The following is a 15,299-nucleotide window of genomic DNA, read 5'->3' on the forward strand; positions in this document are numbered from 1 at the left end:
TTTTGAATATCACAAAAGTAACTAAATTTTACAGATATGTTTACCGGAATTATAGAAACACTTGGTACAATTACAAATATTACTAAAGAGCAGGGTAATACACATTTAACTATAAAAAGTAATTTCACTAATGAATTAAAAGTTGATCAGAGCGTTGCTCACAATGGCGTGTGTTTAACTGTTGTAAATATTGAAAATGATGAATACACTGTTACAGCAATTAAAGAAACCTTAGATAAAACTAATATTGGAAACTTATCGATATCTGATTTTATTAACTTAGAAAGAGGAATGAAACTGGGAGATAGATTAGACGGACATATTGTACAAGGGCATGTAGATCAAAAAGCTATTTGCACAAACATAAAAAAAGAAAATGGAAGTACTATTTTTACTTTCACCTACGATCCTTCAAATAATAATATCACAATAGAAAAAGGCTCTATAACAGTAAGTGGTGTAAGCTTAACTGTGGTAAATTCTAAAAAAAATGAATTTAGTGTTGCAATTATACCTTATACAATAGAAAATACGACCTTTAAATATATTGAACTGGGAGATGCTGTAAATCTAGAATTTGATGTTATTGGTAAATATATAAGTAGATTAACTAATTCTTAAGTTTCTTTATTCCAAATAAAATACCTGTAACAATTAAAAAAAGTAAACCTCCATCTACTGGTAAACCAGGTGGTGGTGGTGGTGGCACAGGTGGTGGTACAATTTGACCACTAACTATGCAAGTGAATGCAAGCATTATAAAGAATGCTAAATATTTTTTTCCTTTCATTTTTATCCCCCCAGATTAAAATTTTGAAACTATTTATGCTTAATATAGAACAAATATAAGTCTTTTATTGATAATAAGCATAAAAATAAAGTGGTCCCACTTGGGCTCGAACCAAGGACCCTCTGATTATGAGTCAGATGCTCTAACCAACTGAGCTATGGGACCAAAATAATTGGCTGCAAATGTACTGTTTATTTTGAATAATTAATACATTTTTTTAAAAAATAATTACACACTTCTATTCATAAGCCAAAGTCCAAAATTCTTTAAGCCTTGCTTATTTTCTTCAGTGATATTCATAACAGATAAAGTACTGAATGCCTTATCTGTATAGTTTTTAATCTGTTCTTTAATTAAAACAGGAATATCATTTAGTTCAAAAATTCTAGTTACTTCAGAAATTTTGATTGAATTATCTTCTAATTTTTGATTGTAAAAAAATTGTAATTTCTTACTATCTTTTTCATTAGCAATCTCTAATGATTTTAAATACAAATACGTTTTCTTATTCTCTATAATATCACCTCCAATTTGTTTTCCGAAAGTTTCAGAATCCCCAAAAGTATCTAAATAGTCATCTTGTAATTGAAATGCTAAACCTAGATTTAATCCGAAATCATAAATTAGATTTGCATTTTCATCTGTAGTTTCTGCAACAATTGCTCCCATTTTTAATGCAGCAGCCACTAAAACTGATGTTTTTAATCGAATCATATTAATATACTCATCAATAGTTACATCATTTCTAGTTTCAAAATCAACATCCAACTGTTGTCCATCACAAACTTCTAATGCAGTTTTACTAAAAAGTTGTGCTAATTTCTGAAAAACAATAGGCTCATAATTTTCAAAATACTGATATGCTAAAATTAACATGGCATCTCCAGATAGAATTCCGGTATTTAAATCCCATTTTTCATGAACCGTTTCTTTCCCTCTTCTTAGAGGAGCTTCATCCATAATATCATCATGAATTAAAGTAAAATTATGAAATACTTCAACAGCTAAAGCAGCTGGCATTGCCTTTTCATATTCTCCAGAAAAAATATCTGCCCCCATTAAAGTTAAAACAGGACGCATTCTCTTACCTCCCAATTTAAGAATATAATCTATTGGTTGATATAAATTCTTAGGTTCTTTAACCCATTTTTTAGACTCTAAATAATCTATGAAATCTTTTTGATAATGTAAAATGTCCAAATCTGTAATTTTTTGTAAAAATAACGTAAAGAAATTTTACTTTTTAATTCAAATGTTAAAAAATCATTAAAACTTTGGAAACTATTTTTGTTTCTAAAGTTTCCATTACTATATTTGCATTCGATTTATGAAAGATAAAATATTAGAAAAAGCGCAACAAATGTTTTTAAACCTAGGGTTTAAGAGTGTTACTATGGATGAAATAGCTAGTTCTTTAGGGGTATCAAAAAAGACAATTTACAAGTATTTCAAGAACAAAACTGAACTTGTGGCTGAAGTGACAAATCTTATGTTTAGTTCAATTTGCACTGGAATTGACAGTATCTGTGCACTGAAAAAAAACCCTATTGAAGAGGTTTTTGATATTAAAAGGCTAGTTATGTCTAATTTAAAAGACGAAAAATCTTCGCCTCAATATCAATTACAAAAATATTACCCCAAAATTTATGCTTCAATAAGTAAAAAGCAATTTGAAATAATGCAAGTATGCGTTATAGAAAATTTAAATGAAGGTATTCAGCAAGGTTTATATAGAGAAAATATTGATGTAACATTTATTTCACGCATCTATTTCTCTGGAATGATGTCTATTAAAGACAAAGAACTTTTTCCTTTAAATAATTATTCTATGAATACATTAATGAATTATTATTTAGAATACCATTTAAGAGCAATTTGCACAGAAAAGGGATTAAAACAATTAGAAAACCAATTAAAACAGAAATAAAAACCACATGAAAAAAATAATTCTGGTATGCATTAGTACCTGTTTTTTCTTAATTACAAATGCACAAGATAAAACAATGAACTTATCTCTAAAAGAAGCAATAAGTTTTGCCATAGAGAATAGTTACAATACAAAAGCATCTAAAAACGATATAAAATCTGCAAATAAAAAAGTATGGGAAACAACCACAATTGGTTTACCTCAAATTAATGGTACTATAGATTATCAAAACTGGTTAAAACAACAAATTTCATTATTACCAGCAGAAATAACAGGTGGAACTCCAGGTACTTTTATTCCAGTAACCTTTAGTACAAAACAAAATATAAATGCTTCTGTTACATTAAAACAATTACTTTTTGACGGTTCTTATTTAGTAGGTTTACAAGCTTCAAGGACTTATCTAAAAATTTCTAAACAAGCAAATGAAAAAACAGAACTATTAACAAGAGAAGCTGTTATAAATGCATATGGTAATGTTTTAGTATCAGAAAATAGTATTACTATTTTAGAAGGAAATATAAAAATTCTTGAAAAGAATTTGAGTGATGCTAAAAAAATCTATGAAAACGGATTTAATGAAGAAGAAGACATTGAGCAATTAGAAATTACTTTAGGAAATTTAAAAAGCCAATTAAATAGTGTTAAAAGAATGAAAGACATTGCATACAAAATGCTAAATCTTTCTTTAGGCAACCCAATAGAAACTCAACTTATATTAACGGACTCTTTAGATTCTTTAGCAGAAAGTAACATTAACTTAAGTTTAGTGTCTGAAGATTTTATTTTTTCTAATCATATAGATTTTAAGATTGCAGAAAACGACCGAGAATCTAAACGGTTATTAATGAGACTAGAGCAAAGTAAAGCTTTACCAACCTTATCTGCTTTTGTAAATTATGGAACACAAGGATATTCAGAAACTTTTTCCTTTCATAAAAGTAACCAAGAATGGTTTAACTCTTCTTTATTAGGAGTTAGTTTAAACATCCCTATTTTTAGTAGTTTAGGAAGAAGCTCTAAAACTGCACAAGCAAAAATAGCTTTAGAAACTGCAGATATAAGATTAGAAGAAACTAAACAGCGTCTAAATTTATTAGCAGAACAAGCAAAAAGCGAATATCAATTAAGTATAGAAAACTACAGTACAGCTAAGAAAAATGTTGGTTTAGCAGAAAGGATAGAAAAGAAACAACGTATTAAATTTTTTGAAGGAATTTCTTCTAGCTTCGATTTATTACAAGCACAAAACCAACTATACTCGCAACAACAAAATTACATCCAATCTATGTTAGATGTAATTGCTAAAAAAGCAACCTTAGAAAACGCATTAAACCTACCAATCAAATAATAACCAGGCATGAAAAAAATATATTCATTATTAGCAATTACTCTAGTTTTAATCTCTTGCGGAGAGAAGAAAACGACTTCTATAGAAGATTTAATTTCTACAGGAAATTTAACAGAATTAACAGCAAAAAAGAAAGAAATTACAGCAAATTTAGATGCTATAAATGCAGATTTAGAAGCTATAAATAATGCAATTTCTAAAAAAGACACCATAAAAAAACTTCCTTTAATCACAACTATTTCAGCAAAAGAAGAAGTTTTTAAACATTATTTAGAAATTCAAGGAAATGTAAAAACAAAACAAAACATTTTAATTTATCCAGAAATGCCTGGAATTTTAAAAAGAATTTATGTTAAAGAAGGACAACAAGTTTCTAAAGGACAATTATTAGCTACAATTGATGACGGTGGACTCAGCAATCAAGTTGCACAATTAGAAGCTACAACTCAATTGGCAAAAACTACTTATGAACGTCAAAAGCGTTTGTGGGAACAAAAAATAGGTTCTGAAATTCAGTTTTTACAAACAAAAACTAACTACGAAGCTCAAAAAAACACTTTAAAACAATTAAAAAGTCAGCAAACAAAAGCATCAATTAGAGCACCATTTTCTGGTGTTATAGATGATGTTATAAAAGAAACAGGAACTGTTATTGCTCCTGGTCAAGGTTCTGAAGTTTTTAGAATTGTAAATTTAAAGAATATGTATGTTGAAGCAGAAGTGCCAGAAAGATATATTACAAGCATTCAAAAAAATAAAGAAGTAAAAATTGAGTTCCCTGTTCTTGGATCAACAGTAAATAGTACAATTAGACAAGTTGGTAGTTTTATCAACCCAAATAATAGATCATTTAAAATTGAAGTACCAGTTGCAAATAAAAGTGGAAACGTAAAGCCAAATTTAACTGCAAAACTTCAAATTAATGATTACACAGATACAAACGCAATTTTAATTCCACAAAGTATTATTTCTGAAAACGCTAATGGAGAACAATTTGTTTATGTTATTAAAGACAAAAACTCTAACAACGAAGCAGTTGCAGAAAGAGTTATTATTATTACAGGTAAAACACAAGGAAACTTTATTGAAGTTTTAGAAAATCTACCTGTAGGTACAGAAATAATTAAAGAAGGTGCACGTAGTGTAAACAATGGACAAACTGTAAAAGTTATCAATAAATAAAAATAGTAGAGATGACAAAACAAAAAAAACAGGTTGACAAAGAGTTTAAGTTATCTGCTTGGGCAATTCATAACAAAACAACCATTTATGTAATAATGGCTGTGTTATTTTTCTATGGTATTTCTGCTTATTTAAGTATGGCCAGAGAAAATTTCCCTGAGGTAAAAGAAACAAAAATCTATATTAGTACTCCTTTCCCTGGAAATACTGCAGAAGATATAGAAAAACTGATTACTGATCCTATTGAAGACAAAGTAAAAACGGTTAGTAATGTTGTAGAAGTGACCTCAACATCTCAAGAAGATTACTCTATGGTAATTGTTGAGTTTGATGAAAATATTACAGTAGAACTTGCAAAACAAAAGATAAAAGACGAATTATCTACAGAAACTGCAAGTGAAGATTGGCCAACATTTAACGGTGCTAAAATAGAACCTAATGTTTTTAATTTAAGTATGTCTGAAGAAATTGCAATCTTAAATATAAATATTTCTGGAGATTACCCTGTTTATAAACTAAAAGAATTTGGTGAATATTTACAAGATGAAATCGAGGATTTAGCAGAAATTAAGAAAGCAGACATTCGAGGAGCACAAGAAAAAGAAGTAGAAGTTGCTGTAGACATTTATAAAATGATGGCTGCAAAAGTGAGCTTTAACGACATTACTTCTGCCATTAGTAATGGAAACGTAACCATGTCTGCAGGTAATTTTATTACAAGTGGGCAAAGAAGAACTGTTAGAATTATTGGTGAAATTGAAAAACCTTCAGCATTAGAAGATTTTGTAATTAAATCTGATAATAATAATCCTATTTATTTAAAAGATGTAGCAACAGTTTCTTTTAAAGATAAGGACAAAACAACTTTTGCAAGAGAAAAAGGAAAAGCAGTTGTAATGTTAGATGTTAAAAAGAGAGCTGGTGAAAATATGGTTGCAGCATCAGAGCAAATACATTTAATTGTAGATGAAGCTATTGAAAATCACTTTCCAAAAGATTTAAAAGTTACCATTACAAATGATCAATCTTCTCAAACAATTGGTCAAGTAGATGATTTGGTTAACAATATTATTTTTGGAGTTTTCTTAGTTGTAACTGTTTTAATGTTTTTCTTAGGATTTAAAAACGCAGTCTTTGTTGGTTTTGCTATACCTATGTCTATGTTTATGTCATTAATGATATTAAACTTGCTTGGTTACACAATGAACACCATGATACTTTTTGGATTAATTATGGGATTAGGAATGCTGGTTGATAATGGAATTGTGGTCGTCGAAAACGTTTATCGTTTAATGGATGAAGAAGGAATGAACAGAATTGAAGCTGCAAAAAAAGGAATTAGTGAAATTGCTTTTCCTATCATTATTTCTACAGCAACAACTGTAGCTGCATTTATTCCTTTAGGTCTTTGGCCTGGTGTAATGGGAGATTTTATGGTGTTATTACCAATTACTTTATCTACTGTTTTAGGTTCATCTTTATTAGTTGCAATTTTCTTTAATTCGGTTTTAGTATCTCAATTTATGAGTGTAGAAGATATTGATATGCCTATTAAAAAAATTGTTATTCTAACAAGTGTAATGACAGCATTAGGAATTATAGTTTTATTAACTGGTGGTGCTTATAGTGCTTTGGGTACTTTAATGATATTTACTGCCATCATGCTTTGGATTTATAGATTATTCTTAAGAGGATGGGCAAATAGTTTTCAAAATAAAGTTTTACCAAAATTAGAAAGCTGGTACGAAACTAGATTACGAAAAGCTTTAACAGGTAAAACTCCTTATGCATTAGTTGTTTTAACTTTTGTATTATTAATCGCTTCATTTATGGCTTTTGGTTGGTCTTTAGGAACACAAAGAACTAAGGTAGAATTCTTTCCAGACAATAAACCAAATCAAATAATTGTTTATATAGAATACCCAGAAGGAACAGATATTCAGAAAACAAATTCAATTACAAAATTAATTGAAGAAAAAGTAACAAGCGTTTTATATAATAATGAATATATGGATGGAGACTATAACTTTATGGTAGAAAGTTTAGTTTCTCAAGTTGGTGAAGGAGCAGGAAACCCTCAAACCGATGGTGGTTCTGCTGCAGAAATGCCTCATAAAGGAAAAATTACAGCTTCTATGAGAGAATATAAATATAGAAGAGGTTTAGATAGTGAATTAATGCGCCAGAAAGTACAAACAGCATTGGTTGGTATTTATCCTGGAGTTTTAATTTCTGTTGAAAAAGATGCAAATGGACCACCTGCTGGAGCTCCAATTAATATTGAAATTACAGGTGATGATTATGCAGAATTAATTCATACTGCTCAAAGAATGCGTGATTTCATAAACACAAAAAGTATTTCTGGTATTGATGAATTAAAGATTGATGTGAACAGAGACAAACCAGGAATGGAAGTTTTAGTTGACAGAAAAAAAGCTGGAGAATTAGGCGTAAGTACTGGTCAAGTAGGGCAACAATTAAGAGCTTCTATCTTTGGAAACAAAGCTGGTGTTTACAAGGAAAATGGTGAGGATTATGATATCTATATTCGTTTTAACAAAGAAGACAGGTATAACAAAAGCGCCATTTTTAACCAAAATATGATTTTTAGAGATCAGGCTTCTGGTAAAATTAAAGAAATTCCTGTTTCTACGGTTGCAAGTCAAAAAAACAACTCAGGTTTTAGTGCAATTAAACACAAATCTGTAAGAAGAGTAGTTACTGTTTATTCTGCTTTATCTCCAGGAGAAACAGATGCAGGTGCTGTTGTTGGTAAAATTCAAAACGAAATGAAAAGTTTTAAAGGTTTACCAAAAGGAATTAAAATTGATTATACTGGTCAAATTGAAGAGCAAAACAAACAAATGTTATTCTTAGTTGGTGCATTCTTTACTGGTTTAGCCTTAATTTTCTTCATTTTAATATTCCAATTTAACTCAGTTTCTAAACCAGGAATTATAATGTTAGCTATTTTCTTAAGTTTTATTGGTGTTTTTGGTGGATTGGTTATTTCTGGAAATGCTTTTGTTATTATGATGACAATGATGGGAATTATTTCTCTTGCAGGAATTGTAGTAAACAATGGAGTTGTATTATTAGATTATGCACAATTATTAATAGATAGAAAGAAAGGAGAATTAGGTTTAGAAGAAGATGAATACTTAGATAAAGAAACCTTATTCGAAGCTATTGTAAGAGCTGGTAGAGCACGTTTAAGACCCGTATTATTAACTGCAATTACCACCATTTTAGGATTGATTCCTTTAGCAATTGGTTTAAATATTAACTTCTTTAGTTTATTTACAGATTTTGATCCTAATATTTATTTTGGAGGAGACAATGTTGTTTTCTGGGGACCTTTAGCTTGGACAGTTATTTATGGTTTATTAATTGCTACTTTCTTAACACTAATTGTGGTACCTGTTTTATTCTTCTTAATTACACAATTTAAAATGTGGTTAAAAAGTAAAACATCAACTAAAAAAATGATTCCACAAGAAGTATTTAATATGGATAAAAGATTAGATGAGAAGAACCAAATCTAATTAACAGAAAAATTACTTTAATTCAAAAAGGGTTGACATCATTATAATGCCAACCCTTTTCTATTGCCTACCCGCAAATTAATTTTTAATTATCTTGTTTATTATAACTTCACCAGTATCTAACAAAGTTTTTACAATTAAAAGTGAATTAGATTTTAGTAATACTGATTTTAATTCTATTTCTGAGGATTTATTCTCTTGAACTAAAATTTCTTTTCCTAATAAATCATATACTACAACTTCTCTTATTACACTATTATCTAATGTTCTTAGTACTAAGTTATTTGGAGAATTTAAAACCATCAATTTAGAATTGTATTCTAAATCATCAATATTTAAATTTTCTTTATTCGTATATATAATTAATTTAAACCTGTTATCAAAAGTACCTGTTTCTGTCATGTTAAAATTATAATCAGAAATTTTTAAATTATGATAAATATCTAAAAGTTCGTCTCTAACATAAACAGATGAATACTCTAAATTCCCTTCATAATGATCTATACTAATGGTATAATCTCCAGCAGAATTAACTTTAAACCCTAAAGGAAGTACTTCTTGATTTTTTAACAAAGTTTTCCCTTGAATAGAATAAGGTTTTTCATCAATTAAAGTGTAAAAACTTGCATTTGTCCCTCCATCTAATTTTGCTCCATCGTACAATCTATCTACTCCATCTGTAGCTCCCTCTATAAAACCTACTAATATTTGATTAAATGATATATCACTAGATAAGTTAAGCCAAATTTTATCTTTTTCTACTGGGGCGCTTCTATAAAAATTATTATTATTTTGATTAACTCTTATCGTATTTGAAAAAGTGATTGATGTTGCTGCTAATGCTTGCACAAAAAAGGCTTGTCCTGCAGCAATATTACCTGTAGGTGCAATACAACCAGAACAACCAGCTATACTTCCAGTTCCGTTCCAAGAAACATAATCATCTTGAGTAAAATTAGAACTAGCACTTCTATCTGTATTATGTGTCCAAAAATAAATGGTACCATTTAAATCTAAATTCTCAGATAAAAACAAACTTGCATCAATTGCAGATGGGTAAGGATTTCCTACTAAATTCCAATTATCATCAGCTCCTGCGGTTACAGACTCTCCTAAACTTGAAGTTACAGATATTTCTCCGTTATTAAATTGAGAACCTGTAAATTCTGCAGTATAACTTCCAGGATAAGTATATCCTGCATTTGGTCCTTCTACAATATATCCAACACCAGGTGTCATTGCTGTTGCAGAAGTAGCCCAAACCCAATATTGAACGGCTGGATCAAAAGCATAATATAAATCTGCATCTGCAGCAACATCTGCTAAAGTAGAAGATGCTAAAGGTGATGACCAATATGTAAAAATATTCCTTGAAATTAAACTTGTTGTATTTCTTTTTACTGAATACTCACCTGTACCTGAAACACTAGAAGAATTTGAAACTTGAATTAAACTTCCAGAATCTTCAATAATGATGTTTCCGTTATTAATTAAGTTATTTTCTATTTTCACATATTTATCTGCAGTAATTGTTAATGTGCTACCAGATTTCACTTCACATTCACAAGTTTCAAAACTTGGTTCTGTAGTCATATCGTAATCTGTTTCTAATATTGTTTTTACATTATTTGCTAATGCTGTTCCCGTCCAACTTCCAGACAACCAAGTTGCTATAGATTCTGAATCTCCAATGACTTTTGCATCATCGATTACCCAAAATTCATCAGAATTATTATTCTTTAATTCTATTTTTATTTTTAACAAAGTAGAAGAAGGTAAAGAAGAAATACTTAATGTACTATATCCATCTGTTGTTCTTGCTCCAGTTCCTGCAGGTGCATAAGATTCTGTAATATTATCTCCATCATAAACTGCAGTTGCAACTCCTGTCCCACTAGTAAAAGACCATCTTGCATTGTTTGCAGAAGCTCCTGTTACAGTTAATTCTTCTGAATAAGAACTTCCATTATCTTCACTTACAAAAACTTTTACATAATCTGTTGCTTCGGCACCATTACCACTTGTTCCTGAAAAAGAAGCTAATCTTACTGAAAATTCTAAATTAGAATAACTAGTACTATCAAATGTAGCAAACTCTACTGTACCTGTTGTATTACTAACCTGTAATCCTTGAGAACCTCCTGAATACTTTGGATCTGATGGAGTATTACCATTACCTGATGCAACACTAGTTCCTGCACTTGTATAGGTTAATATTGGACTAGCAGGAGAAGCTTCAAAGTCTTGTTGAAATATAGTTGCTCCACTACCAGAAGCACAAGGTATTGCGCCAGTTGTTCCTATACCACTAATATTAAATGTATAAGTTGCTTCATCTACATCATCACTTAAAATTGTAATTACAGCATTTCTAGTACCTTCTGCACTTGGGTCAAAAGTAACATCAAATGTTGTAGAACCAGATGCACTTAACGTTAAACTAGGACTAGTAGTTAATGTAAAATCTGCAGAATTAGTTCCAGAAATTACCGGAATTCCTGACAGCGTTAATAAAGAAGTACCACTATTTAAAATTGTAAAAGTTTTTACAATTGTACCAGATGAAACACTTATAGAGCCAAAAAAGGTATTATTAGATGATGATGTAGTTGTTGTACCATCTAAAATAGCATTTAAATTTCCTTGAACATCTATTTCAGGACCTGTAACACAACTTACAGTATGAGACCCTAAACCACTAACATCATCTGCAGTTGTACAAGACCATTCTGTATCTGTTGTAAATGCATTTGAACCATCTGTGTCACCTGAACCTACACTAGCAATCCTTCTTAACGTATTACCTTGTGTAATACAACTTCCTGCCCAAGTTGTCCCTGGATCAACACCAATTTGTCCAATAACATCTATAATTGTACCCGATTTTCTTAAAGCTACCACATCATCTCCACTAAAATCCATAACTCCTGCTGTTACAGATAAATCTGCTGTTACAGAAAGATTTTCCATATCATTTTCTATAACAAATGTACTTAAAGATGCTATTGTACCTGATAAGGCTAAAGTTTGTGAAACTGATGCTGAACCATTAACATAGGTAACAATATCATATGTTGATAAATCTATAGATGCACCTGTAGGATTGTATATCTCTAAAAATTTATTTTGCGAAGAACCTTCAATATATTCTGAAATAAACAATTCTGAACCACATAATGAACCTCCCATAGTTCCTGTTCCACTTATATTAAAAGTATAAGTTCCTTCGTCTGAATCGTCACTAGAAACTGTAACCAATGTTGTTCTTAAACCATCTAAACTTGGATCAAAAGTTACATCAAATGTTGTGCTTCCTGATCCTGCAACTGTTAAACTTGGATTAACAGAAACTGTAAAATCTGATGATTCTCCTGTTGTAATTGTTGGATTACCTGATAAAGTTAATGCTCCTGCACCCGTATTTAAAATAGTAAATGTTTTTACAACAGTACCAGATGCTGTATCTATTGAACCAAAATCTGTATTATTAGTTGTAGATGTTGCTGTTGTTCCACTTGCTATGGAAACTGAGTTTCCTTGAATATCTATTTCTGGTGCCGATGCTCCCGCATAACAAGTCCAAGAAATATCATCTAATATAACTTGTTTTGATAAAGCATTCCTAATTTCAATAATAATATCTCCAGAAATATTTATTCCTGTCACCGAAAATGTTTGAGTTGTAGTGTTATCCCAGGCAATTGACGTTCCTTGTAATATACCATTTATCCAAAGTGTAACTTGTCTGTTACCTCCACCTGTAAAAGCTTTTTTCAAACTCATTGTAAAGTCTCCAATACCTCCACCTACTGTGCTAGATGTTACTTTATAACTAGTGTCACCTCCCAACATTAAACCTTTTCCTGTAATTTCATATCCTTCATCATCTCTACCTCCAACATATGTCCAAACGACACTGTTATCCCCTGTAAAACTACTACTAGCATATGAATTATTAGCATTACTGTTAGTAAAAGTTTCTGATCCACAAGCTGAAGAGGGACTTCCAGTAGTTCCTGTTCCACTTATATTAAAGGTATATGTTCCCTCATCTGAATCGTCACTAGAAACTGTAACCAATGTTGTTCTTAAACCATCTAAACTTGGATCAAAAGTTACATCAAATGTTGTGCTTCCTGATCCTGCAACTGTTAAACTTGGATTAACAGAAACTGTAAAATCTGATGATTCTCCTGTTGTAATTGTTGGATTACCTGATAAAGTTAATGCTCCTGCACCCGTATTTAAAATAGTAAATGTTTTTACAACAGTACCAGATGCTGTATCTATTGAACCAAAATCTGTATTATTAGTTGTAGATGTTGCTGTTGTTCCACTTGCTATGGAAACTGAGTTTCCTTGAATATCTATTTCTGGTGCCGATGCTCCTGCATAACAAGTCCAAGAAATATCATCAAAAATCACCCTATTACTAGTACTACTATTTGTATCTATAGTTAAAGTAACATTTCCTGAAATATTAATACCAGAAATAGTTGTTGTAGTTTCAGTTGAAGAATAAGGAATACTACCAACCTCAACTCCATTTTCTTTTAGTTTAAACGTTCCTGAACTACCTGAAAAAACAAGTTTTGTTGTAATTGTAAAATCTCCAATTCCACCACTTGTTAAAGGAATATTGATTTGCCCATTTCTTACTGTTATTGCTTTACCATTTAATGTTTGGTCTGTTCTTGCATCTGTTGCAGACCACGATAAAGAATCATCTCCTGTCCAATTAACTGTTGCATAAGAACCTGAAGAGGCTCCTATATTTGTAAAAGTCTCTGATCCACAATCTGATGAAGGAGCACCTGTAGTTCCTGTACCACTTATATTAAAAGTATAAGTTCCTTCATCTGAATCGTCACTAGAAACTGTAACCAATGTTGTTCTTAAACCATCTAAACTTGGATCAAAAGTTACATCAAATGTTGTGCTTCCTGATCCTGCAACTGTTAAACTTGGATTAACAGAAACTGTAAAATCTGATGATTCTCCTGTTGTTATTGTTGGGTTTGCTGATAATGTTAAGGTTCCTACTCCAGTATTTAAAATTGTGAATGTTTTTACTACTGTACCAGATGCTGTATCTATTGAACCAAAATCTGTATTATTAGTTGTAGATGTTGCTGTTGTTCCACTTGCTATGGAAACTGAGTTTCCTTGAATATCTATTTCTGGAGAAAAACAACTATTTACATAACTACCTAAATCTGAAGTATCATCAGTTGTAGAACATGTCCATTCTGTATCTGGATCAAAAGCATCAGTTTCATCATTATCTCCAGATTTAACTGAAAAATTTCTTCTTAATACTGCTCCTTCTGTTCCTAAAGTACAAGTAGTTCCACTCCATTGAGTTCCTGGATCTGTCCCGACTAAACCAATCACATCTACAATTGTAGATGAATTTCTCAAAGCAATTGCATCATCTCCATTAAAAGTCATTACTGTATTTGACGTTGATAAATCTGCAGTATAACCTAGCCCCTCAGAACTATTTTCTATTACAAAAGTATCTCCAGAAACAAGAGTTCCACTTAATGTTAAAGTTGCAGAAACTGTAGCACTTCCATTTTGATACATTACTATATCATAAGTAGATAAATCTACAGCAGAACTTGTTGGGTTATAAATTTCTAAAAACTTATTATTTCCAGAACCTTCAATATATTCTGAAATAAAAAGTTCTGAACAATCTGCAAGTGAACCAGAAAATAATTCTTCTGCCTGTGCACCTCCCCAAATTGTAGTTGCAAAACCTGGATTATCAATAAAAGGATTTCTATTTCCTTGTTCTGTTTCTAAAATTGTATTTCTATTTTTTTCGTATTGAGAAACAGGGTCGGCAGCATTCCAATCTAATAGTAAGTCTATCATATTAGCGTCAACAGCATTTGTAGTACCAATTGCAACATTTGATGGTAAACATACAGTACCATAACGTATGTACATATACATCATCATTCTTGCAACATCACCTTTCCATTCATCTCCAGGATACCAACCTGAACCAGAAGTGCCTGCAACACCAGAACCGGTAGCAAATCTTAAACTACCTCTATTACTATTTAAAGCAACATCTGTTGCTCTTAAATGATGTACATCTGCTCCTGGACCAGAAGTACCTAAATTAGGGTTTCCTAAAGATTTTGGATAAGTATGTTCTCTATTCCAGTCTCCAGAGTTACCTCCATTACTGTTTACACTTCTAGTTCTATCTGTTAAGGTATTCCCATCAGAATCGTTAGAACCATAAAGCAATAAAACTGTTGAATTGGTTACATCATCTGGATCTAAATCAGTTTGTTGAATAACTGGCCATCCATAAGAAAGTGTTGTTGTATGCGTATTTATAACTTTTGTTGCAAGTTCATCTCTTAAGGCAGTACCTGTTAGGTTTAAATTTACATCGTTATAATATGCTGGAATTTGAGAATAAGTGGCAAAAGAAATTACCAAAACAACTATTAGGGATAGCTTTTTTAACATTACATAGGG

General features: G+C 30.8%; 8 protein-coding genes and 1 tRNA gene. 5 read left to right on the forward strand and 4 right to left on the reverse strand.

Annotated features, from left to right (window positions below; all coding sequences use genetic code 11):
- The first annotated feature begins 36 nt into the window (after nucleotides 1-36).
- Nucleotides 37-621, forward strand: coding sequence for a riboflavin synthase (locus PHEL85_RS14820; protein WP_036826958.1), 585 nt, complete (start codon nucleotides 37-39; stop codon nucleotides 619-621).
- Here PHEL85_RS14820 and PHEL85_RS14825 read toward each other — a convergent pair.
- The 3 genes from PHEL85_RS14825 to PHEL85_RS14835 form a co-directional block, all read right to left on the reverse strand.
- A complete protein-coding gene (locus PHEL85_RS14825; RefSeq protein WP_235318293.1) occupies nucleotides 611-757 on the reverse strand; it encodes a PID-CTERM protein-sorting domain-containing protein in 147 nt (48 codons plus the stop codon). The two genes, PHEL85_RS14820 and PHEL85_RS14825, sit on opposite strands and share 11 nt — an antisense overlap.
- 124 nt (nucleotides 758-881) lie before the next feature.
- Nucleotides 882-955: transfer RNA gene (locus PHEL85_RS14830), tRNA-Ile, on the reverse strand.
- Nucleotides 956-1,018: 63 nt separating this feature from the next.
- Nucleotides 1,019-1,990: a polyprenyl synthetase family protein gene (locus PHEL85_RS14835; RefSeq protein ID WP_036826963.1), complete on the reverse strand. Its 972-nt coding sequence runs from the start codon at nucleotides 1,988-1,990 to the stop codon at nucleotides 1,019-1,021.
- Nucleotides 1,991-2,117: 127 nt separating this feature from the next.
- On the opposite strand from PHEL85_RS14835, the gene PHEL85_RS14840 reads away from it, so the two are divergent.
- The 4 genes from PHEL85_RS14840 to PHEL85_RS14855 are packed head-to-tail and all read left to right on the forward strand — an operon-like array spanning nucleotide 2,118 to nucleotide 8,795.
- On the forward strand, nucleotides 2,118-2,717 hold the full coding sequence (locus PHEL85_RS14840) for a TetR/AcrR family transcriptional regulator (protein ID WP_036826966.1): 600 nt from the start codon (nucleotides 2,118-2,120) through the stop codon (nucleotides 2,715-2,717).
- 7 nt (nucleotides 2,718-2,724) lie between these two features.
- Nucleotides 2,725-4,068 (forward strand): TolC family protein, encoded by a 1,344-nt coding sequence (locus PHEL85_RS14845; RefSeq protein ID WP_036826968.1) that lies wholly within the window; start codon nucleotides 2,725-2,727, stop codon nucleotides 4,066-4,068.
- A gap of 9 nt (nucleotides 4,069-4,077) precedes the next feature.
- Nucleotides 4,078-5,250: an efflux RND transporter periplasmic adaptor subunit gene (locus PHEL85_RS14850; protein ID WP_036826970.1), complete on the forward strand. Its 1,173-nt coding sequence runs from the start codon at nucleotides 4,078-4,080 to the stop codon at nucleotides 5,248-5,250.
- Between the two features lie 11 nt (nucleotides 5,251-5,261).
- Nucleotides 5,262-8,795: an efflux RND transporter permease subunit gene (locus tag PHEL85_RS14855; RefSeq protein ID WP_036826973.1), complete on the forward strand. Its 3,534-nt coding sequence runs from the start codon at nucleotides 5,262-5,264 to the stop codon at nucleotides 8,793-8,795.
- 78 nt (nucleotides 8,796-8,873) lie between these two features.
- Here PHEL85_RS14855 and PHEL85_RS14860 read toward each other — a convergent pair whose 3' ends face one another.
- Complete coding sequence (locus PHEL85_RS14860) at nucleotides 8,874-15,290, reverse strand: choice-of-anchor D domain-containing protein (RefSeq protein ID WP_036826976.1); 6,417 nt, start codon at nucleotides 15,288-15,290, stop codon at nucleotides 8,874-8,876.
- Nucleotides 15,291-15,299 lie beyond the last annotated feature (9 nt).

This window comes from Polaribacter sp. Hel1_85 (genome assembly GCF_000766795.1).
Classification (GTDB): Bacteria; Bacteroidota; Bacteroidia; order Flavobacteriales; family Flavobacteriaceae; genus Polaribacter.

What these genes read in the sequence shown, in the direction of transcription:
- PHEL85_RS14820 (WP_036826958.1), top strand. Translation starts at nt 37, where the DNA reads ATGTTTACCGGAATTATAGAAACACTTGGTACAATTACAAATATTACT.
- PHEL85_RS14825 (WP_235318293.1), bottom strand. Translation starts at nt 757, where the DNA reads ATGCTTGCATTCACTTGCATAGTTAGTGGTCAAATTGTACCACCACCT.
- PHEL85_RS14840 (WP_036826966.1), top strand. Translation starts at nt 2,118, where the DNA reads ATGAAAGATAAAATATTAGAAAAAGCGCAACAAATGTTTTTAAACCTA.
- PHEL85_RS14845 (WP_036826968.1), top strand. Translation starts at nt 2,725, where the DNA reads ATGAAAAAAATAATTCTGGTATGCATTAGTACCTGTTTTTTCTTAATT.
- PHEL85_RS14850 (WP_036826970.1), top strand. Translation starts at nt 4,078, where the DNA reads ATGAAAAAAATATATTCATTATTAGCAATTACTCTAGTTTTAATCTCT.
- PHEL85_RS14855 (WP_036826973.1), top strand. Translation starts at nt 5,262, where the DNA reads ATGACAAAACAAAAAAAACAGGTTGACAAAGAGTTTAAGTTATCTGCT.
- PHEL85_RS14860 (WP_036826976.1), bottom strand. Translation starts at nt 15,290, where the DNA reads ATGTTAAAAAAGCTATCCCTAATAGTTGTTTTGGTAATTTCTTTTGCC.